The organism is Blastomonas fulva, from assembly GCF_003431825.1.
GTDB classification, from domain to species: Bacteria; Pseudomonadota; Alphaproteobacteria; order Sphingomonadales; family Sphingomonadaceae; genus Blastomonas; species Blastomonas fulva.
This window is the reverse complement of record NZ_CP020083.1, coordinates 1860826-1880808: the sequence shown is the minus strand read 5'-3', so window position 1 is coordinate 1880808 and position 19983 is coordinate 1860826. Positions and strand designations below refer to the sequence as shown.

Here is a 19983-nt window from a genome sequence, read left to right as displayed (position 1 = left end):
GTTTTTGCGGGTAAGCGCAGCCGATCCGGCGGTGTCGCTGTTGGCCTGATCAACGTGATTTTGTGCGGTGTCAGACTGCTAGCGGCGTTGGTTTTGCTGGCCAGTGTGCCCTGCGCCCGGCTTAAATCCGGGATGGGCACGCGCTGGGTCATCGGTCGGGACACCATGGGTCCGACCGTCGTGCAGGGCGAGCCATGCCGGATCATGGCGCGTGTCTCCGGGCCGAGGATACTGGGGGTGGCGGTGCACGCGGTTGGTAGCAACGGGCAAAGGTCTCGATGATGGTCATGTGCCCGCCGCAGCATGGGCATGGCGGGCGATGGTCGGGCGGTTCTTCCGGTTCGGGCTCCTCGACCGGCGCAGCGCCCCCCAGGAGACTGCGGGCGAGCGCCATGGCGTCCTTGTGCGTCGAACTGGCGAGCAGGCCGTAATGCCGGATGCGATGGAAGCCGCGCGGCAGGACGTGGATCAGGAAGCGGCGGATGAACTCGTCCGTCGCCAGCGTCATGACCTGCTGGCGTTCAGCCCCGCTGCGACGGTAATCCTTGTAACGGAACGTCACGCTGGCATCGTCGAAGGCAAGGAGCCGCTGGTTCGAGATGGCGACGCGGTGGGTGTAGCGCGAGAGATAGGCCAGCACCGCCTGCGGCCCGGCAAAAGGCGGTTTGGCGTAGACCACCCAGCGCTTCTTCCGGATCGGCGACAGATGCCGGAGGAAGACCTTGCGTGTCGCGAGGCCCGCCAAGGTGTTGAAGAAGGCCAGCTTGCCGGCATCGTACAATGCCAGCAGCCGGGTGAGGAACAGCCGGCGGAACAATGCGCCCAGCACACGCACTGGTAGAAGGAACGCCGGGCGCGACGAGACCCACCGCTTGCCGTCTGGCGTGATACCCCCGCCGGGCACGATCATGTGCACATGCGGGTGATGGGTCAGTGCCGATCCCCACGTATGCAATACGGCGGTGATGCCGACGCGCGCGCCGAGGTGCCTGGGATCGGCGGCGATGGTCAGCATCGTGTCCGCAGCCGCGCGGAACAGCAGGTCATAGACCACCGCCTTGTTCTGCCACGCGATATCCGCGACCTCGGCCGGCAGCGTGAACACGACGTGGAAGTATCCCACGGGCAGCAGATCGGCCTCGCGCGCGGCCAGCCAGGTGCGCGCCGCCGCACCCTGGCACTTGGGGCAATGCCGGTTGCGGCAGGAGTTGTAGGCGATCCGCCAGTGCCCGCAGTCGTCGCAGGCCTCGACGTGACCGCCAAGGGCTGCGGTGCGGCAGGTCTCGATCGCCGTCATGACCTTGAGCTGGCCGAGGCTCAGATGGCCGGCATGGGCTGCGCGATACGCGGGCCCGGCACTCCGCAAGATGTCGGCGACCTCGATCGAGGTGCGCACCGGTTCAACCGGGCGGCGATGCCGTTCGCTTGGGGCCTTCCATCAGGCTGAAGATGCGGTCGAGCGGGCTCGCCACCGCCTGCATCGTCCTGGTCGATACCTTGGTGTAGATGGCGGTGGTACCGATCTTGGTGTGCCCAAGCAGGACCTGGATCACGCGGATGTCGACATCCTGCTCGAGCAGGTGAGTGGCAAAGCTGTGGCGCAGGGTATGCGGGCTCACGCGTTTGCGGATCCCGGCGAACTCAGCCGCCTCATGCACGGCGCGGTGCAACTGGCGTGCCGAGATCGGGTCGGTGCAACTGCGCCCCGGGAATAACCAGCCGTGCGGTAACATGACCCCGCGCCGCTTGCCTTCACGCCACCATTGCCGAAGCAGATCCAGCAGATGCGGCGAGAGCATGGCGTTACGATCCTTGCGCCCCTTGCCCTGCTCGACCCGGATCAGCATGCGCGTGCTGTCGATATCGTCAACCTTCAGGTGGGCAATCTCGGACACGCGCAGACCCGCGCCATAGGCCACGCCGAACGCTGCCTTGTACTTGATGCCCGGTGCAGCCTCGATCAGCCGCGCAGCCTCCTCGACGCTCAGAACCTCGCGCAGCTTGGGTGTGCAGCGAACGACAACAAGTCCCAGTGCCATCTCCGGCCGCTTGAGGGTTATACCGAACAGGAAACGCAATGCCGATACAGCCCCGTTGATGGTTGCTGGACTGATGGCACGCTCATGCTGAGCGATCTGATAGCGCCGGAGGTCTTCGATCGTGGCCGTATCGGGTGGTCGGCCGAGAAACGCGGCAAATGACCGGACGTGCCGGATATAGTCCTTCTGCGTGTGCTCCCCAAAGCTACGCATCGTCATGTCCTGCAACATACGCTCGCGCAAGGCATTGTTCGGGGCAGCGGTAGTGATGGTATCCATGGTGCGTTCCTTTCCGTTGAAGGAACTCCACCCTCACAAGCGACTTCGCCGCTCTCAAAGCCTCAACAATACTACGCTACGTCACCCCAAGCGACTCTCCCGCGAAGCGGGTTCGTGCTCTGGGTCGACAGCGGACAGGACACATCTCAGGCCACGAATGGCAGCAATTGCGGGTTCTTTTCCCAGGAGGCGCCATTCTGAAAGCGACCCCAAATCGGCCAAAAACGCCACATCGATTTCGGCGACGACGTGCCAAATCGATTTGGCGAGCGTGCTCGGAACCCTTGTTGCTCTGATACCGCAAGATCGCGACAGACCCGACAATCCCTGAACGGTGAATAGCTCGCCAGTTCAATAGATGCTCCTCAGGCTCAAGACTAGGAGAAGCATCATGAGCAAAACTTGGTTTATCACTGGCGCGTCGCGGGGCTTTGGCCTTCGGATTGCGCGTCTGGCACTCGAAGGTGGCGCGAATGTCGTAGCAACCGCGCGGCGTGCCGAGGCCGTACGGGAGGCCCTCGGCGACCACCCCAACCTGTTGGCCGTTTCTCTCGACGTAACCAACGAAGCGCAGGCGCAAGAGGCAGTTTCAGGGGCGGCAGGTCGCTTCGGACGGATCGACGTCCTGCTCAACAACGCCGGCTTCGGACTGCTGGGCGCAGTGGAAGAAGCCAGCGCCGAGGACGTTGAAAGAGTGTATCGCACAAATGTTTTCGGGCTGCTCAACGTCACCCGCGCGGTTCTGCCGGTGATGCGCGGACAGCGCTCGGGCCGCATCCTAAACATCTCGTCGATCGGCGGTTACCGCGGTTCAGCTGGATTTGGCGTCTATTCCTCGACCAAGTTTGCGGTCGAAGGCTTGTCAGAATCGCTGCATGCTGAGCTAGCCCCGCTGGGGATCTCAGTCACCGTGGTCGAACCGGGATACTTCCGCACCGACTTCCTCGACTCCTCATCGCTGTCAGTCAGCGCAACGCGGATCGATGACTACAACGCCACCGCCGGTGCCGTACGCGGCCGGGCGGTCGACCTTAACCACGCCCAGCCCGGCAATCCGGACAAGCTGGCCGAAGTGCTTGTAGCATTCGCCGATGCGCCGAACCCGCCCGTCCGCCTGCCGCTGGGCAGCGACACAGTCTCGGCCATCGAGGCGAAGCACGCGGCTGATGCGGCCATTCTTGCCGAGTGGCACGAAGTTTCGGTTTCGACCGACTTCAGCCGCTCCTAATCAAGCTGAACACAAATTCCAAGCCCCCGGGTAGCGATGCTGCCCGGGGGCGCCGCCGTTTGAGACTACGGCACGATAAGCCTTCCCGATGTGTTGTTGCCGTTGTTTCGAGCCCGCAATCAACTTGCAATTCCGGATCGCTTTAGCCACGCTAGCGAAGGTGGCTATCTGCCGAGAACGGTTCTCGGAAAAACGTAGCGATTTGGACAGCGGGGGCACTCGTGATGTCGGTTGCATCCTCCCAGTTCGGTCCGGCGCATGATGCACTTGCGCGTGTCCTGGATCAGGCTCCGCCCGTCATCGACGAGCCGTTACGGGGAATGACACGGCTGACCACCCCATGGAGCCATGGCGCGCTTCACGATCATCTCGGAGGCATGGATGGCCATGTCATCATCACCTATTATGACGAACCGCAAGAGATCGTCTGGCGGCGCGGCAACGAACGCCTGGCTGGCGAGACCCGCAGCGGTACGATCACGATCATTCCCGAGGGTCATGAGGGACGCTGGGACATTGCAGGACCGATCGGGGTCAGTCACGTTTTCCTTGCCCGCCAGCGCCTGGCCGAATGTGCTGAACAGTTGTCTGGAGGTGGTCAGATCGATCTGATGGCCCGCGTTGGGTTTGAGGATCCTGCGGCTGCCCGGATCATGGAGCTGCTGGGCCGCGAGGCAGCCAATCTTGATGCATCGGCCCGGCTGTTCACCGAGCAGGCTACCGATTTGCTGGTCACCCAACTGGTGAGAGGTCATTCTTCGTTCGCAGCGCTGCAGGCACCCGCCCGGCGCGGTCTTGCCGACTGGCAGGTGCGCAAGGTCACCGACTACATGCGCCAGCATCTCGACGAGCCGATCGGGCTCGACGTGCTGGCCGACCTTGCAGGGCTGTCGCGCTTCCATTTCTGCACTGCCTTCCGTCTCGCGACAGGCGAGACGCCGCACAATTGGCTGGTCAATCTTCGGATCGAACGTGCCAAGCAGCTGCTGGCCAAATCCGATCTGCCGATCACCAGCATCGCGCTTGCTGTCGGTTACGAAACGCCTTCTGCCTTCTCCGCCAGCTTCGGCAAGCGCACCGGTATGACACCTCGGCTGTTCCGTCAGCGACTCTAATGGTCTCTCCCATCGCGGCCGCAATTTTGCGATAATTGCCCCAAGACCCGAACGGCGAGCCCAGCACCCTCGGTCTAACTCCCATTCATCGGACGCGGCGGTCGCGGCCGGAAAAAAGGGAGTAGAGACAATGACCAGCAAGACCATTCTCATCACTGGTGCCGCCGGTGGCTTCGGCAAGGGCGCTGCCATCGGCATGGCCCGCAACGGCCACAAGATCATTGCCACGGTGCACGTGTCCTCGCAGGTGACCCCGCTGCGCGAGGAAGTTGCTGCGCTCGGCCTGTCGGACATGATCCGCGTCGAACGGCTCGACCTGACTGATCCCTACGATCTCCGCCAGGCGATCAAGTGGAACTTCGATATCCTCTGGAACAACGCTGGCATGGGCGAAGCCGGGCCGGTCTGGGAAATCCCGCTCGACCTCGTGCGCAAGAACTATGAGGTCAACGTGTTCCTGCCGCTGCAGCTGACGCAGGGCGTCGTTCAGCGCTGGGTGCGCGAAGGCAAGGCGCATGGCAAAAAGGTGGTGTTCACCTCCTCGATGGGCGGCCTGTTCACCCCGGCAAACTGGGGGACCTATGTGTCGACCAAGCATGCACTGGAGGCGTTCGCCGAGGCAATGCAACAGGAGCTGGCTGCCTACGGCGTGAAGGTTCAGACCATCAATCCGGGTGCCTACTACACCGGCTACAACGAAACGATGGCGGACAACCCCTTCCGCTGGCTCGACGACGAAGTGAACTTCACCAAGCGCGCCGACCTGCGCAAGGGCTTCGACGATTTCTTCGCCACGCCTGAAGGTCGCATGGACGCTCAGGAGATGATCGACAGCATGATCGAGGTCGTACCGGCCGACGAGGGCAAGTTCCGCAACGTCATGCCCAAGGCCATCGAGGACATGCTGAAGGAACATCAGCTCCAGGCCTGGGACAACCAGATCTGATCTTGTGCGAGCGGCCGGCTGATGCGTCCAGGGCGCATCAGTCGGCCCCTCCTCATTCTCTAACAGGAAAGGAAATCTCCATGAGCATCACCGATGCACAGGTCGCGGCCGCCATGGCGGCCGCCATCAGCGAAGCCACCGCGATCGCGGTGCCGATGAACATTGCCATCTATGACGACGGCGCCAACCTCAAGGCGTTCACCCGCATGGACGGCGCACTGCTTGGCTCCGCCGATATCGCCATGAACAAGGCCCGGACAGCCGCGCTGTTCGGCTTCAACACCGAAGCGCTCTACGACTTCGTCAAGCCTGGCGGCACCTCACCCGGCTTTGATCGAACCAACGGCGGGCTGATCGTGTTCGCTGGCGGCATCCCGATCCGCGACGCGGCCGGAGAGCTAATCGGCGCGGTTGGTGTTTCGGGAGGCGCAGTCGCGCAGGATTACCAGGTAGCAGAGGCGGCGGTCGCTTCTCTCCAATTCCAGCCATGAAAGGGAAAGTCATGAAGGACCTCATCAAGACATTCGCGCTTTCGCTCGCTTTCGTCGGAATGGCGTGGAGTGTTCAAGCGGTCGGGACTCAGACCGAGGCTGCGCCTCTCGACGAAGAAGGCCGCAACCGAGCCGCAATCGCAGCCGCGCTCCAGGCATGGGCCAACGGCACCGGGAGCCCCTATGATCTGCTCGCGCCTGATGCCCGGTGGACGATCGCTGGCAACTCGCTCGGATCGCGAACTTACGAAAGTAAGGAGGCCTTTCTGCGCGACGTGATCCGGCCGTTCAACGCTCGCATGGCGCATCGGCTTATCCCGACTGTTCACCGGATCTACGCCGATGGCGATACAGTGGTAGCGCATTTCGACGCCAAAGGCACCGCGCGTGACGGAAAGCCCTATGTCAACAGTTACGCTTGGATCTTACGGCTGCGTGACGGTCAAATTGTCAAGGCACATGCGTTCTTCGACGCCCATGCATTCGATGATCTGTGGACCCGGGTGGAGCCAGCGGGATCCAGCTGAGAAAAAGGGAGGCACTCGCAGGGCACCGTGATGCAATCACGGTGCCCCTTATGTGGCAGGACGACAATTGTTTCCCCCAAATTTGCAACGAGACGCCTGCATGCAGAAGGCAGCGATTGATTGGCAGGAAACCGCCACGATTCAGCCAGAATCGGAAATTCATTTTCCGACCCCGTTGCGAACGTTAAACCTTGAGCGACTCAAATGAAGGGCCCAGGCGCGCCCAGAAGAGTTCGCGCACCTTCGTGAAAATGGTCCACAGGCGGTTCCTTCAGTCGAAACTCCCGCAGCACGACTTCGTCTTCCGCTACAGTAAGCTTGAAGTTGCCGCTCTCCAGCAGTCCCGCAATCCATTGGAGAAATTGACCGAGCGATTCGGCCAGCACAACCTTCACGTCCTCGTCTCGCCCGAAAAGGATTACTTGGCCCGTCCGGCCGCCGGGCCACGGGTCGAAATCTAGGCCAATGTGATTGCCTGATCCGTCATTGGTCAGCGGTATCCATGCACGATTGATGTATGCCGGGTTCACTGATCCTTCGGGCCACGCTCCGCCAACAATCGCGTATGGGTTTCCGCCAAAACCGGCCAGCGTCTTGGTCCAAGCCGCCCAATCGGCTGCGGCATGTTCCAATGGCATTAACGAAAGTCCGTAGATGTGGCCCCAGCGGTCATCATTCTCACCGTCATGCCACCGATATAATTGGCGGTAGGATCGCGGCATCTTGATGCCGACAAGGTGTTCGAAAGCATCGATCTGCGCGTCGGTCGCCGGTGGATTGAGTACATATTTATGCCGCGATAGATTAGCGGCATACCATGCGTCCAACCGCACCAGCACAGGTGCAATGTCCTCATCCAGCAATGGTAGCGGTTGGCCATCGGGGCGCGTTGGAGTATCCGACATCGACAGCTCCCGGCCTTGGTTGAACTTGCTGATGGCGCAGGCACTTGGCAGCAAACCACCAAGGGCCAAGATGCCGACAATAGAGCCGCCAATTAAGAGGTTGCGCCTCGATGGGTCATACTCGGCCATGCCGGCCTGATTACCGTGCAGGTCTTAACGTCCGCTTTCCGCCCGATTGTGTTGAAAAACCCGTCGCCGAGATCGAGGCTAGCGCCCGCTTAGGCGTGGTTTGGAGGCCTCGTCCCGGGTTATGCGGGGGCTGGGGTGGCGGGCATCGGGATCAGCTTGGCCATCTTGCGGAGGTTTTGGGCGGTGGCGGCGAGGAGGAACTCGTCTCTTGCACCGTTTGGACCTCGCAGGCGCAGGCGATCCATTCTGAGGATGCGCTTGAGGTGCGCGAACAGCATCTCGACTTTCTTTCGCTGGCGGCGCGAGACGAGATAGGTGTCAGTCATGGCGATGTCGCGCGCCAGATCGCGGGCGCCCTCGTGGACTGAACGCAGGATCTTGCGCGCCGGTTGGGACGGGCAACAGCGTGGCTTGAGAGCGCAGGCGTCACAGTCGAGCTTGCTGGCGCGGTAGCGCAGCATGCCGTTCTCATCGACGAACGGCAGTTCCTCGCGCTAGACCTTCTGCCTCTGGCGCAGCCGCTTGCCGGCAGGGCAGATATAGCTGTCATCCTCGTGATCGAAGGTGAAGGTTGATCGCTCGAAGGTGCCATCGCGACGGGCGGACTTGTCGAACACAGGGATGTGCGGCTCGATGCCGCGCTCCTCGACCAGCCATGACAGGTTTTTTGCGTCGCCATATCCTGCATCGCCCGCGAGCCGCTCGGGCCACAGACCGAAGCGCTCGCGCGTCCGATCGATCATGCGGCGCTGGGCGGTGACCTCGGCCTGGCGGATGGCGGTGGTCGCCTCAACATCGACGATCACCGCGTGCTGGAGATCGATCAGATAGTTGGTGGCATAGGCGAAGAAGGCGCGCTCGCGGCTTGCCGCAGTCCAGCGCGCCGCCGAATCGGCCACCGCCAACTGCCTGGGTGGCACCGGGGTCGCTCCGCCAAAGGCGGCATCGTCGAGCACGGCCAGATACTCGCGAACGGCATGGCTGGTGGCCGCGTCAGGCAATGCGTCGGCGCTATCGACGGCATGCTGGCGGCTCACATCGGCGCGCACGAGACTGCCATCGACCGCGAACCCTTCGCCACCAACCAGCCCCTCGACAATGCAGCGCGCCACGGTCGACTCGAACAGCTGGCGCAGCACATCGCTGTCGCGGAAACGACCATGCCGGTTCTTGGAGAAGGTCGAGTGGTCGGGCACATCGCCTTCCAGCCCGAGGCGGCAGAACCAGCGATAGGCGAGGTTGACATGCACCTCCTCGCACAGTCGCCGCTCGGAACGGATACCCATGCAATAGCCGATGATCAGCATCCGGATCATCAGCTCGGGATCAACCGAGGGCCGACCGGTCGCGCTGTAGAAGGGCCGCAGATGTTCGCGAATGCCCGACAGATCGACGAACCTGTCAATCGAGCGGAGCAGATGATCCTGTGGAACATGCCGCTCCAGGTTGAAGCTATAAAACAGCGCTTCCTGCGCCACCGTCCGTCCGCCCATCATCGGCCGTCTCCGCTTGCTCGCGAAGACATAGAATCAATACTCCAGCGCCATTGCAAGGGCGAGTTTTTCAACAGAATCCACCCAATTCCAGCCTTTAGCCTCGAGCTACCTGTGGAAACTTAGGCCGGAGAACCTTCGCTCCACCCTTGAGTTGGTCGAGATGGTCGGACCAATGCTGCATCATACGCACGCGCTCTTCCCAATACTGCCCGCGCGTATAGGCTCTCCGCACGGCGTTGGCTTCCACGTGGGCAAGTTGTCGCTCGATGGCGTCACTGTTCCAGGTTCCCATCTCATTGAGTAGTGTGGCTGCCATGGCGCGAAAGCCGTGCGCGGTCATTTCGTCCTTTGTGTAACCCATTCTACGCAACGCGCCGTTGATGGTGTTGTCCGACATAGGTCGATCGACTGACCGCAATGATGGAAAAAGATAGATGCTGTATGCTGCGTCGTGCTCGATCTGGCGCAAGATTTCCAAAGTTTGGTGCGACAATGGCACGGCGTGGGGTCTGCGCATCTTCATCTTGTGTGCAGGGATCGTCCAAACCTTTCGGCCAAAATCGAACTCCGCCCATTCGGCATGCCGAAGCTCGCCGGGGCGGACAAAAACGTGGGCGAGAAGCTGCATGGCGATCCGGGTCAGAACGTCGCCATCGTAGTCATCAATTGATCGCAGCAAAGCCCCTGCTTCGTTCGGCGTTGTAATCGCAGCCCGGTGCACAACCTTGGGCGTCACCAGCGCGCCACGAAGATCAGCGCACACGTCGCGCTCGGCCCGCGCAGTTGCGATGGCAAAGCGGAAAACCTGACTGCAAGTGGTCCGCACACTGGTTGCGGTATAGTACCGCTTGGTCCGCTCGATTTTCTTAAGTGCAACCAGAACCTCATGGGCCGTGATCTTCGAGATCGGTCGTCGCCCGATAGTAGGCGTCACCAGGCCGAGTTGCCACTCGTACTTCTTGATCGATGCAGCAGCTCTCTCTTCAAGCCTGACCTTCTCCAACCATTCGGCTGCCACCAACTCGAAAGAATTGGACGCCGCAACGCTGTCGGCTATTTTGTCCAGCTTGGCCTGGTCGCCCGGATCGATGCCGTCTGCGATCAAGCGTCGGGCCTCAATGAGGCGCTGTCTGGCATCTGCCAAACTGACATCCGGATATCGGCCAAACGACACCGTCCGCTGGCTACCGAAATGACGGTAGTTCATCCGCCAGTATTTTGTGCCGCTGGGCTTCACCAGGAGGTACATCCCGTCCCGATCCGACAGCTTGTAATCAATGGTTTTTGGCTTTGCGCGCGCAATTGAAGCCGCTGTAAGCCCCGGTTTTCTCGCACTTCCCGCCATTGTGATGGACCTTTCGCCAGCAAGTTTTGCTGCAGGTCCATCATAAACCCCATCAAACGGCTAATGTGCAGGGGAACATTACTGGAACTGCTGGGAAAGCATATCACAAAAAAGCGCTAAAAAACAGCTGCTTAAGCGACGTTTTCGGACCCCCTGAGAGAGGTCTTGGAGCGGGTAGAGGGAATCGAACCCTCATAGCCAGCTTGGAAGGCTGGAGCTTTACCACTAAGCTATACCCGCGCGCATGGGTCGCGTGTGCGATGCGAGGGCGCTAATGCCACTTGCTACCGGGAGCGTCAATATCTGGTTTGACTGCAAAACGACAGTCGGAGCCAGAGCCGGTGTCTACTGCGCGTCCAGCCAGTGCTTGAGCAGGTCATGCGCGATGGCGAATGGGGGCGGCGCGATGAAGGGGGCGGTCTCGTCGCCTGCCATCGCGGCGTGGACCTCGGCGGCGCTGAACCAGCCCGCCTCCTCGATCTCGGTGGTGTCGAGCGTGAGTTCGTCGCTCAGCGCCTCGCTGGTGCAGGCGATCATCAGCGAGGACGGGAACGGCCAGGGCTGGCTGGCGACATAGCGCACGTTGCGCACGCGGATTCCCGCTTCTTCGAACAGCTCGCGTGCGACCGCTTCCTCGATGCCCTCGCCCGGCTCGACAAAGCCTGCCAGCGCGGAAAAGCGGCGCGCGGGAAAGCGCGGCTGGCGGCCGAGCAGGACCTTGCCCTGATATTCGGACAACATGATCGTGACCGGATCGACACGCGGAAAATGCTCCGCGCCGCAGCCCGAACAGGTCCGCGACCAGCCGCCCTTGGACATCGTGCTGGCGGCCCCGCACAGCGAGCAGAAGCGGTGGCGTGCGTGCCAGTCGACCAGGGTGCGCGCGCCGCCGTACAACGCGAGCTCGTCGGCGGGCAGGCTGGCGAGCATCTGCCAGACGCGCGGGTTGTAGTGCAGGCTCGAGCCGGGCTCGCTGCGCTTCAATTCGGCGAAATGCGCCTTGTCGTCCATCAGCCCCAGGAAGATCAGCTCGCTGTCGGGCGCGGCATCGGCAAGGCTGTGCCAGACCAGCCGCCCCTCGACGCTGACCTCGGGCTCGAGCCCATTGAGCGTGAGCAGCTTCGCCTTCCAGTTCATGTAGCCGGCGAGCCGGTCGGGATCGACGCGGACCTGATCGGCACGGTCGATCCGCCCCCCGGTCAGCGCCGGAGCAATCAGCGACAAGGACATAGCGCTTCCCCCGTTGCGGCCGATCAGCCCATCGCCTGCAGCTGGTCGTAGATCATCTTGGGGAATTCGCGCTGGAACGGATAGCTTTCGGCCGGCATGTACTGGGTAAAGCCCGATGCGCGGATGCCGCGGACATGGTCGACAAACGCCACCGTTCCGGCTGCACCGCCCCAGCCATAGGTCCCTGCCGGACCCTTGGCATTGCCCAGGCCCACGCGTCCGCCCGCGCCGAAGCCCTGGTCTTCCACCCAGGTGCCCTTGGTGACCGCGGTGTCGGGAAGCAGGTTGGACATGCCGAGCAATGCGGTCGCCTCGGACATGATCCGCGTGCCGCCCAGCTGGCCCTTGCCGACCAGCATGCCGAGGAACCGGTCGTAATCGCGCGCGCTGCTGACCAGTCCGGCGCCGCCGAACGGGAAGGCTGGCGGCGTGGTAAAGATGCTGTCCTGCGCCGGATCGATCGGGATCAGCGCGCCTGCAAACGGCGCGTAATTGGTGCTCAGCCGCGGAACTTCGCTCTGCGGAACGGTCCAGTAGCTGCTGGTCATGCCCAGCGGATCGAACATAGCCTTTTGCAGGAACGCGCCCAGTTCCATGCCGCTGGCGACCTGGATGACATAGCCCAGAAGGTCGAGCCCGATCGAATAGCTCCAGATCGTGCCCGGCTCGGCGACCAGCGGCAGCGAGGCGACACGGCGCGCGAACTCGTCAATCGGCGGGGTCGGCGCGGGCATCGGGAAACCGGGAATCGGGGTCTTGCTGACCGCGGCGGGATTGATGCCGAGCTTGTTGTATTCCTCGAGCAGCGGGCCCTTGGTGACGATGTTGTAGCCCAGGCCCGCGGTGTGCGTCATCAGGTGGCGCGGGGTGATCATCGTCTTGGCGGGCACTGCATCCAGGCTCTTGGCGGGATCGGTCAGCACCTTCATGTTCGCAAATTCGGGGATGAAGTCCGCGATCGGCTGGTCGAGCTTGAGCTTGCCCTGGTCGACCAGGATCATCGCGGCCATGCCCGCGATCGGCTTGGTCATCGAATAGACGCGCCACAGCGAATTGGCATCGACCGGGGTGGGGATGTCCAGAGCCAGATTGCCCGCGCCGATCAATGCGGCTTCCTGCGCGCCGAAGCCCAGCGACACCAGCATGCCGGCGACCTTCTTGGACGCGACATAGTCTTCGACCTGCGCGCGGATCAGCCCGAAATCGCCGGTCACCATCGCCCGGGCATAGCCCGGCATCGCCGCGAACAGGCCAAGCAGCCCGGCGGATCCCAGCACATGGCGGCGGCTCAAGTTCGGCATCTGGTTCAACACCTTCGACATAGTCTGCTCCTGTTCGTCTTTGCCCCGCCTTTGGCGGACGCGGCTTTATCTATGCTGAATGGCGATACGCGCGGCCTTGGCGAACAGCGTCGGCAACCCCGCCTCCTCAATCCGCTCGACGGGCCACCAGCACGCACCATTCAGGTTTTCAAAGGCAACCTTATCGATTTGGGGCCCGCGATAAAGCGCCAATGACAGGTCGAGCGAAAAATGTGTGAAGACGTGCGCGACCGCGGCATCGAGCTGCGTCCACTGGCCCGCAAGCGGCGGCGCGCGATTGCCGTTACGGCTTGCAGACCAGCCGTCGTCGGGCAGCGCGCGCATGCCGCCGAGCATCCCCTTGTCGGCGCGCTGGACCAGCAGGACATGGCCCTGCTGCTCGATCCACCAGGCGGTGCCGGTGCGCGCGGGCTTTGCCTTTTTGGGCGGCTTGACCGGCAATGATTCGGCAATCCCCTGCGCCCGCGCCTCGCACCAGCCGGCGACCGGGCACAGCAGGCACGAGGGGTTGCGCGGGGTGCAGATCGTGGCGCCCAGGTCCATCATGGCCTGCGCAAAATCCCCGGGCCGCGCAGCGGGCAGCATCTGCGCGACTTTTGCGCGGATCGCGGATTTTGCGGCGGGCAACGGGGTGTGGATCGCAAACAGCCGCGCGGTGACCCGCTCGACATTGGCGTCGACCACCGCCGATGGCCGGTCGAAGGCGATCGCCGCGACGGCAGCGGCGGTATAGTCGCCGATGCCGGGAAGCGCGCGCAATCCCGGTTCGGTGTCGGGAAAACGCCCGCCATGATCAGCCGCCATCGCGCGCGCGCAGGCGATCAGGTTGCGCGCACGGGCATAATAGCCCAGCCCCGCCCAGGCCGCGAGCACGTCTTCGGCCGGAGCCGCCGCCAGCGCCTCGACCGTTGGCCAGCGTCCGATGAAGGCGTTGAAATAGCTGGTGACCGCAGCGACCGTGGTCTGCTGCAGCATCACCTCGGACAGCCAGACACGATACGGATCGGGCCGCACCCCGGCTGCGCGCTGCTGCGGCGAAATGCGCCAGGCGAGCGTGCGGGCGTGCGTATCGTAATGATCGAGCAAGGCAGCCGCGATTCGCGGAGCTTCGCGCTCATCCACAATTTTCTCGCGACACTCGACGGGCATGGCCCGGCTATGCCATGGTCGGCTGCGATATGGAACGCGATAAGCCCCAAACTGCAAAGCCTCCTGCCAAGCCGTCTGCATCGGCGCGCAAGAAGGCAGCGACGCCGCCTGCCCGCCCGGCGCGCGCGCGCGGCGGCGAGGCGCGCGGCATTGCCGACCTGATCCCGGCGATCGGCGAGACCAGCTTTCGCCGCTTCGGTTTCGTGCAGAGCTCGCTGGTCAGCCGCTGGGCCGAGATTGCAGGGCCGCGTTATGCCGCGATGGCCAGCCCCGAATCGATTGCCTTTCCGCGCGGCCAGAAGGCGCAGGGCACGCTCAACCTGGTGGTCACCAGCGCGACCGCGATCTTCATGCAGCATGCCGAGCCCGAGATCATTGCGCGGGTGAACCGCTTTTTCGGCTATGAGGCGGTGGCGCGGGTGCGATACCGCCATGGCGCGCTCAGCCGCCCGCTGCGGCCCGAGCCGCGCCCCGCAGCGCCGCCGTCGCTCAAGCCGATGGCTATCGCGCCGGCCGATGGCCTCAAGCCGATTGGCGACCCCGAACTGCAGACCGTTCTCGAATCGCTCGCACGCTCGATGGCCGACAAGGAGGCACGCGAGGCTGCGGCCGAGGCGGCGCGTGCAGCCCCGGTTAAGCTGAAAAGCGACAATCTCAAACCCGTGCGCCTGTTTGCGCCGCCACCATCTGACGAGGTCCATTGATGAAAGCGCCCCTGCGCCCCCTGATCGCCCTGACCGCATTTGCCCTGACCGCCGCTTCGGCCGCGCTGCTGCCCGTGGCAGGGACCGCGCAAAGCGCCGCCACCGCCTGGACCGACAAGGTCAGCCAGTCGGATGTCGGCGGCCATGTCCGCGGCAACACCGCCGCGCCGCAGAAGATCATCGAATACATGAGCTATACCTGCCCGCATTGCGCGGCATTCGAGCAGGAATCGAACCCTGCGCTGGCCGACGGGTTCATCGCTACCGGCAAGACCAGCCTTGAAGTGCGCAACTTCATCCGCGACCCTGTCGACCTGACAGTCGCGCTGCTGGCGCGCTGCGGCGAGCCGCGCAGCTTCTTCCGGCGGCACAAGGGCCTGCTCGCCAGCCAGAAGACCTGGCTGGGCAAGGCGGGCAGCATGGGCCGCGAGGGCCAGGCGGCATGGTATCAGGGCGATACCAACGCGCGGCTGCAGCGGATCGCCAGCGATCTTGGCCTGTACGACGAGCTGCGCCGCCACGCGCCGCTCGCCACCGATGCGCAGATCAATGCGTGCCTGGCCAACAAGACCGAACAGAACAAGGTGTTGGCGATGACCAAGTTCGCCACCGACACGGTCAAGGTGCAGGGCACCCCCAGCTTCACGCTGGGCGGCAAGCTGCTGGCCAATGTGTACGACTGGAAAAGTCTGGAACCGCTGCTGGCCAGCCGCTAAAGCGCCATCACACGAGGTTATCCGACATGCGCGGATCTGAATGACAAGGACCAAGCCCTTATGAAGCGTATTGCCAGCCTGATTGCCCTGCCCCTGATGCTGTCGCTCGCCGCGTGCGGTGGCGAGGCGGACACCACCGCCGAAGGTGCCGCCAGCAAGGAGCCGATCGCGGCGATCCCCGCACCCGCCGGCAAGAACTGGTCCGAGACCGTCACCAAGACGGCGGACGGCTATTTCGTGCTGGGCAACCCCGAAGCTCCGATCAAGCTGGTCGAATATGCCTCGCTCACCTGCAGCCATTGCGCCGATTTCGCCGAAACCGCCTTCGCCACCATCCGCGACAAATATGTCGCCAGCGGCCGGGTGAGCTTCGAACTGCGCAACTTCGTGCGCGAACCGCTCGATCTCACCGCATCGATGCTGACCCGCTGCGGCCCGCAGGAAAGCTATTTCGCGCTGACCGAGCAGGTGCTGGCCAACCAGGCCGACATCTTCACCAAGGCGCAGGCGATGGGCCAGCAGCGCTTCGACCAGGTGCTCGCGCTCCCCGACAACCAGCGTTATGTCGCGCTGGCCGAGGGCACGGGGCTGACCGACTTCTTCGCGCAGCGCGGCATCTCGCGCGATCAGTCGAACCAGTGCCTGACCGATATCGACGCAGCGCGCGCGCTGGCCGACGCCACCGGCAAGGCAACCCGCGAGGACAAGATCCAGGGCACGCCGACCTTCTTCCTCAACGGACGCCAGGTGGAGTTCACCGGCTGGCCGGCGCTAGAAACCGAGATCCAGGCGATGGGAGCGCGTTAAGCTGAACCAGGGGGGGCTGATCGAGACAGGTGACGACCGGGCGGAAACGCCCGGCGCGCCGATCAGCGCCCCCGCCTTCAATACCCCTGCCTTCACCGCGCCGATGCGGTTCAAGCGATTGAAGCTCAGCGGGTTCAAGAGCTTCGTCGAACCTGCCGAACTGCGCATCGAACCCGGGCTCACCGGCATCGTCGGCCCCAATGGCTGCGGCAAGTCCAACCTGCTCGAGGCTATCCGCTGGGTGATGGGCGAAAGCTCTGCCAAGTCGATGCGTGGCGGCGGGATGGAAGATGTCATCTTCGCCGGCACCGCGACCCGCCCCTCCCGCAATTTCGCCGAAGTCTCGCTGCTTACCGAGGTCAGCCAGCCGGTGTTGGCGGCGGTCTCGGTCGAGGATGGCGAGCTGGAAGTCGTCCGGCGGATCGAGCGCGGCGCAGGCAGCGCCTATCGCGCCAATGGCCGCGATGTGCGTGCCAAGGACGTCGCCCTGCTGTTCGCCGATGCTGCCACCGGCGCGCACAGCCCTGCGCTGGTCAGCCAGGGGCGGATCGCCGCGGTCATCTCCGCGCGGCCATCCGAACGCCGCCAGATGCTCGAGGAAGCCGCCGGAATCGCAGGCCTTCACGTCCGCCGCAAGGATGCCGAGCAGAAACTGCGTGCAACCGAGGCGAACCTCGAGCGGCTGCTGCAGGTGCTGGGCGATATGGAAGCGCGCGCGGCGACGCTGACCAAGCAGGCGCGCGCCGCCGAGCGCTACCGCGCGCTCAGCCGCGAGATCGCGCTCGCCGAAGCGCGCGCGCTGTTCGCCCGCTGGCGTGCCGCAGCAGACGCGGCGAAGCAGGCGCGCGACGAGGCAGGGGCTGCAGAAGCACGGGTGGTCGCAGCACAGACCGCTCAGGATGAAGCACAGACCCGCCAGCGCACAACGATCGAGGCGGTGGCAACCGCGCGGATGGCGCTGCAGACCGCGCGCGAGGCGAGCCAGTCGCTCGCGCATCGGGTCGCCAGCCTGACCGCCGAGCGCGACGCCGCAGCGCAGCGCCTGGCCGATCTCGACCGCCAGCAGGCGCGGATCGCCGAGGACAGCGCGCGCGAAGACCGATTGACGCACGATGCCACCGCCGCGCTGGAGCGGCTCGAGGCGCAAAACACGCGGGTGCAGTCCGATCTTGCCGCCGAAGACGCGCGCGGCCCGGCGCTGACCCAGGCGCAGGATGGCGCCGAGCGCGCGGTCCGCGAGGCGGAAGTCGCGCTGGCCGAAGCACGCGCCGAGCTTGCCCGCGCCGATGCCGATATCAAGGTCGCCGATGCCGCGCTTGCCACCGCACGCACGCGCGAGGTCCGCGCGCGCGACGAGCTCGAGCGGACCCGCGCCCAGCTGGGCGGTCTGGGCGATGCCGCCGCGCTGGCACGGTTGCGCGATGAGGCGCTGGCCGACTGCGCCCGCACCTCGGCCGATCGCGAGGCGGCATCCAGAACGCTGGCCGAGGCGCAATCCGGGCGCGATGCGCTGGTGGCAGCGCGCGATGCCGCGCAGTCCGATCTTGCCACGCTGCGCGCCGAGACCAACGCAATGGCGCGCGAGATCGAGGCGCTGACGCGCGATCTGGCCAGGCGCTCCGGCAAAGGCGATCGCGCGCTCGATCAGGTTCAGGCGGACAAGGGCTTTGAGAAAGCACTGGCGGCAGCGCTGGGAGAGGATTTGGGTGCGGTGATCGGCGCGGCGCGGGGTGACGGCCATTTCTGGACCGGAAGCGCCAGCGAGCCCGTTACAATCACGGCGCCGGAGGGCACCGTCCGGCTGGGTGATCATGTCCGCGCGCCCGATGCGCTGCGCGCCCGGCTGGCGATGATCCTGGTCGCCGACACCGATGACGGCCAGGCGCTCGCCCCCGGGATGCGGCTGGTCACCCGTGATGGCCGGATGCGGCGCTGGGACGGTTTCGTGTCTTCGGGCGATGGCGCGGGCGCGGCGGAAAGGCTCGAACGCCGCACCCGGCTGACCGAGCTCGAAGCCGCCCGGCCCGCGCTTGCGGCGCGGCTGGACGCTGCCGACGCCATGCTCGGCGAGAGCCAGCAGCGGCTGGCCGAGGTGCAGGCGCGGATCGCTGCGGGGACCGCCGCGCTCAATGCCGCCGAAGTCGCAGAACGCCAGGCGCTGCGTGACCGCGACCAGGCCGAACACGCGCTGACCCGTGATGGCGAGCGCCGCGACGATCTGGCCGAGCGCATCGAGCGGCTGGCGCAGGATACCGCCGCTGCAGAGGCGGAGCGCGCAGCAGCACAGGCAGCACGCGCGTCGCTTCCCGATGGCGGGGCCCAGCGCGAGCAGGTCACCCTGCTTGCCGAACGCACCCAGGCTGCGCAGAACGCGCTGCGCTCGGCACATGCCGCGCTCGCCGCTCAAGGACAGGCACTGGCCGCGCTGCGCGAACGCCGCGCGACGGTCCGCGCGGAGATCAAGGGCTGGCAGGGCCGCTCGGGCGAGGCGGCGCAGCGATTGCGCGACATGCAGCTGCGTGCCGCGGAACTGGCAGGCGAACGCGAGGCGATCGCCGACAAGCCCGCAGCGCTGACCGCGCAGATCGCCGCGCTCGAGCAATCGGCGAAGGACGCGCGCTCAGCCCAGGCGCAGGCCGAAAGCGATGCAGCCAAGGCAGAAACGACGCTGGTGCAAGCCGAGCGGATCGCCGCGGCGGCCGCCGAGACGCTGACGCTGGCGCGTGAAGAGCGCGCCGGCGCGACGGCGCGCGCCGAGCATCAGGACCAGCGGCGGATCGAGCTTGCCCAGGGCTGCGGCGAGCGCTTCCAGTGCCCGCCCCCGGTGCTGCCCGAGCGCTTCGGCTTCGACCCCGAGGGCATCGCCGGAGCCGATAGCGAAGCCGCCGAGCACGAGCGGCTGACCCAGGCGCGCGAACGACTGGGCGCGGTCAACCTGATCGCCGCCGACGAACTCGCCACGCTGGAAACCGAAATGGCGACGATCCGCGCGGAGCATGACGAGCTGGTCGAGGCGATCGGGCGGCTACGCGGATCGATCGGCGCGCTCAACCGCGAAGGACGCCAGCGCCTGCTGGCGGCATTCGCTGCGGTGGACGGCCATTTCCGCGATCTGTTTGCCCGGCTGTTCAACGGCGGCAAGGCGCATCTCGAAATGATCGACAGCGATGATCCGCTCGAGGCGGGGCTAGAGATCATGGCACAGCCGCCGGGCAAGCGTTTTTCCTCGCTCACATTGCTCTCGGGCGGCGAACAGGCGCTGACCGCGGTTGCGCTGATCTTCGGCCTGTTCCTTACCAACCCCGCACCGATCTGCGTGCTCGACGAGGTCGACGCGCCGCTCGACGACGCCAATATCGATCGGTTCTGCGACCTGCTCGACCACATGGCCCGAGTCACCGACACCCGCTACCTCATCGTCACCCACAACGCCGTGACGATGAGCCGCATGCACCGCCTGTTCGGGGTGACAATGGTCGAGCAGGGGGTCAGCCGCCTCGTGTCAGTAGATCTTGGCGGCGCGGTTGATCTGCTCGCGGCGGAGTAGCTTGACGC

General features: G+C 64.6%; 16 protein-coding genes, 1 tRNA gene and 1 pseudogene. 9 read left to right on the top strand and 9 right to left on the bottom strand.

The window, feature by feature from the left end; all coding sequences use genetic code 11:
• Positions 1 to 202: 202 nt before the first annotated feature.
• Positions 203 to 1396, bottom strand: a complete 1194-nt coding sequence (locus B5J99_RS08715) for an IS91 family transposase (protein ID WP_054135461.1) — start codon at positions 1394 to 1396, stop codon at positions 203 to 205.
• Between the two features lie 4 nt (positions 1397 to 1400).
• Positions 1401 to 2318: a tyrosine-type recombinase/integrase gene (locus B5J99_RS08710; RefSeq protein ID WP_054135460.1), complete on the bottom strand. Its 918-nt coding sequence runs from the start codon at positions 2316 to 2318 to the stop codon at positions 1401 to 1403.
• A gap of 391 nt (positions 2319 to 2709) precedes the next feature.
• Here B5J99_RS08710 and B5J99_RS08705 point away from each other — a divergent pair, with 391 nt between their 5' ends.
• The 5 genes from B5J99_RS08705 (at position 2710) to B5J99_RS08685 (ending at position 6625) form a co-directional block, all read left to right on the top strand.
• On the top strand, positions 2710 to 3546 hold the full coding sequence (locus B5J99_RS08705) for an oxidoreductase (RefSeq protein ID WP_117352192.1): 837 nt from the start codon (positions 2710 to 2712) through the stop codon (positions 3544 to 3546).
• Between the two features lie 224 nt (positions 3547 to 3770).
• Complete coding sequence (locus B5J99_RS08700; RefSeq protein ID WP_117352191.1) at positions 3771 to 4661, top strand: helix-turn-helix domain-containing protein; 891 nt, start codon at positions 3771 to 3773, stop codon at positions 4659 to 4661.
• A 130-nt stretch (positions 4662 to 4791) separates the two neighbouring features.
• Positions 4792 to 5607 carry an SDR family oxidoreductase gene (locus B5J99_RS08695; RefSeq protein WP_117352190.1) on the top strand — a complete coding sequence of 272 codons (816 nt, stop codon included), beginning with the start codon at positions 4792 to 4794 and terminating at the stop codon, positions 5605 to 5607.
• 80 nt (positions 5608 to 5687) lie between these two features.
• On the top strand, positions 5688 to 6098 hold the full coding sequence (locus B5J99_RS08690; RefSeq protein ID WP_117352189.1) for a GlcG/HbpS family heme-binding protein: 411 nt from the start codon (positions 5688 to 5690) through the stop codon (positions 6096 to 6098).
• A gap of 11 nt (positions 6099 to 6109) precedes the next feature.
• On the top strand, positions 6110 to 6625 hold the full coding sequence (locus tag B5J99_RS08685) for a nuclear transport factor 2 family protein (protein WP_117352188.1): 516 nt from the start codon (positions 6110 to 6112) through the stop codon (positions 6623 to 6625).
• Between the two features lie 200 nt (positions 6626 to 6825).
• Here B5J99_RS08685 and B5J99_RS08680 read toward each other — a convergent pair whose 3' ends face one another.
• The 7 genes and pseudogenes from B5J99_RS08680 to B5J99_RS08650 form a co-directional block, all read right to left on the bottom strand.
• The gene (locus B5J99_RS08680; RefSeq protein ID WP_117352187.1) at positions 6826 to 7659 is read right to left on the bottom strand and encodes an SMI1/KNR4 family protein; all 834 of its coding nucleotides are present in this window, start codon (positions 7657 to 7659) and stop codon (positions 6826 to 6828) included.
• A gap of 119 nt (positions 7660 to 7778) precedes the next feature.
• Positions 7779 to 9155: pseudogene (locus B5J99_RS08675) on the bottom strand (transposase).
• A 94-nt stretch (positions 9156 to 9249) separates the two neighbouring features.
• Positions 9250 to 10500 carry a tyrosine-type recombinase/integrase gene (locus B5J99_RS08670; protein ID WP_117352186.1) on the bottom strand — a complete coding sequence of 417 codons (1251 nt, stop codon included), beginning with the start codon at positions 10498 to 10500 and terminating at the stop codon, positions 9250 to 9252.
• Positions 10501 to 10666: 166 nt separating this feature from the next.
• Positions 10667 to 10740, bottom strand: a tRNA-Gly gene (locus B5J99_RS08665).
• Between the two features lie 105 nt (positions 10741 to 10845).
• The gene (gene nudC / locus B5J99_RS08660; RefSeq protein WP_117352185.1) at positions 10846 to 11730 is read right to left on the bottom strand and encodes an NAD(+) diphosphatase; all 885 of its coding nucleotides are present in this window, start codon (positions 11728 to 11730) and stop codon (positions 10846 to 10848) included.
• 23 nt (positions 11731 to 11753) lie between these two features.
• Positions 11754 to 13052 carry a serine hydrolase domain-containing protein gene (locus B5J99_RS08655; protein WP_117352184.1) on the bottom strand — a complete coding sequence of 433 codons (1299 nt, stop codon included), beginning with the start codon at positions 13050 to 13052 and terminating at the stop codon, positions 11754 to 11756.
• Positions 13053 to 13097: 45 nt separating this feature from the next.
• The gene (locus B5J99_RS08650; RefSeq protein WP_117352183.1) at positions 13098 to 14201 is read right to left on the bottom strand and encodes an A/G-specific adenine glycosylase; all 1104 of its coding nucleotides are present in this window, start codon (positions 14199 to 14201) and stop codon (positions 13098 to 13100) included.
• Between the two features lie 29 nt (positions 14202 to 14230).
• On the opposite strand from B5J99_RS08650, the gene B5J99_RS08645 reads away from it, so the two are divergent.
• The 4 genes from B5J99_RS08645 (at position 14231) to B5J99_RS08630 (ending at position 19975) form a co-directional block, all read left to right on the top strand.
• On the top strand, positions 14231 to 14905 hold the full coding sequence (locus B5J99_RS08645) for a DUF721 domain-containing protein (protein WP_245991828.1): 675 nt from the start codon (positions 14231 to 14233) through the stop codon (positions 14903 to 14905).
• Entirely contained in the window at positions 14905 to 15621 is a 717-nt protein-coding gene (locus B5J99_RS08640) for a thioredoxin domain-containing protein (RefSeq protein WP_054133586.1), read from the top strand. The genes B5J99_RS08645 and B5J99_RS08640 overlap by 1 nt, the downstream gene beginning before the upstream one ends.
• A 60-nt stretch (positions 15622 to 15681) precedes the next feature.
• Positions 15682 to 16428, top strand: coding sequence for a thioredoxin domain-containing protein (locus tag B5J99_RS08635; protein ID WP_069051502.1), 747 nt, complete (start codon positions 15682 to 15684; stop codon positions 16426 to 16428).
• 103 nt (positions 16429 to 16531) lie between these two features.
• A complete protein-coding gene (locus B5J99_RS08630) occupies positions 16532 to 19975 on the top strand; it encodes an AAA family ATPase (RefSeq protein WP_117352181.1) in 3444 nt (1147 codons plus the stop codon).
• The last annotated feature ends 8 nt before the right edge of the window (positions 19976 to 19983 follow it).

Excerpts from the sequence above, each read along its gene's own strand:
- B5J99_RS08685 (WP_117352188.1), top strand. The coding sequence starts at position 6,110 with ATGAAGGACCTCATCAAGACATTCGCGCTTTCGCTCGCTTTCGTCGGA.
- B5J99_RS08680 (WP_117352187.1), bottom strand. The coding sequence starts at position 7,659 with ATGGCCGAGTATGACCCATCGAGGCGCAACCTCTTAATTGGCGGCTCT.
- B5J99_RS08700 (WP_117352191.1), top strand. The coding sequence starts at position 3,771 with ATGTCGGTTGCATCCTCCCAGTTCGGTCCGGCGCATGATGCACTTGCG.
- B5J99_RS08630 (WP_117352181.1), top strand. The coding sequence starts at position 16,532 with ATGCGGTTCAAGCGATTGAAGCTCAGCGGGTTCAAGAGCTTCGTCGAA.
- B5J99_RS08710 (WP_054135460.1), bottom strand. The coding sequence starts at position 2,318 with ATGGATACCATCACTACCGCTGCCCCGAACAATGCCTTGCGCGAGCGT.
- B5J99_RS08670 (WP_117352186.1), bottom strand. The coding sequence starts at position 10,500 with ATGGCGGGAAGTGCGAGAAAACCGGGGCTTACAGCGGCTTCAATTGCG.
- B5J99_RS08705 (WP_117352192.1), top strand. The coding sequence starts at position 2,710 with ATGAGCAAAACTTGGTTTATCACTGGCGCGTCGCGGGGCTTTGGCCTT.
- B5J99_RS08690 (WP_117352189.1), top strand. The coding sequence starts at position 5,688 with ATGAGCATCACCGATGCACAGGTCGCGGCCGCCATGGCGGCCGCCATC.
- B5J99_RS08645 (WP_245991828.1), top strand. The coding sequence starts at position 14,231 with ATGGAACGCGATAAGCCCCAAACTGCAAAGCCTCCTGCCAAGCCGTCT.
- nudC (WP_117352185.1), bottom strand. The coding sequence starts at position 11,730 with ATGTCCTTGTCGCTGATTGCTCCGGCGCTGACCGGGGGGCGGATCGAC.
- B5J99_RS08635 (WP_069051502.1), top strand. The coding sequence starts at position 15,682 with ATGAAGCGTATTGCCAGCCTGATTGCCCTGCCCCTGATGCTGTCGCTC.
- B5J99_RS08655 (WP_117352184.1), bottom strand. The coding sequence starts at position 13,052 with ATGTCGAAGGTGTTGAACCAGATGCCGAACTTGAGCCGCCGCCATGTG.
- B5J99_RS08695 (WP_117352190.1), top strand. The coding sequence starts at position 4,792 with ATGACCAGCAAGACCATTCTCATCACTGGTGCCGCCGGTGGCTTCGGC.
- B5J99_RS08640 (WP_054133586.1), top strand. The coding sequence starts at position 14,905 with ATGAAAGCGCCCCTGCGCCCCCTGATCGCCCTGACCGCATTTGCCCTG.
- B5J99_RS08650 (WP_117352183.1), bottom strand. The coding sequence starts at position 14,201 with ATGCCCGTCGAGTGTCGCGAGAAAATTGTGGATGAGCGCGAAGCTCCG.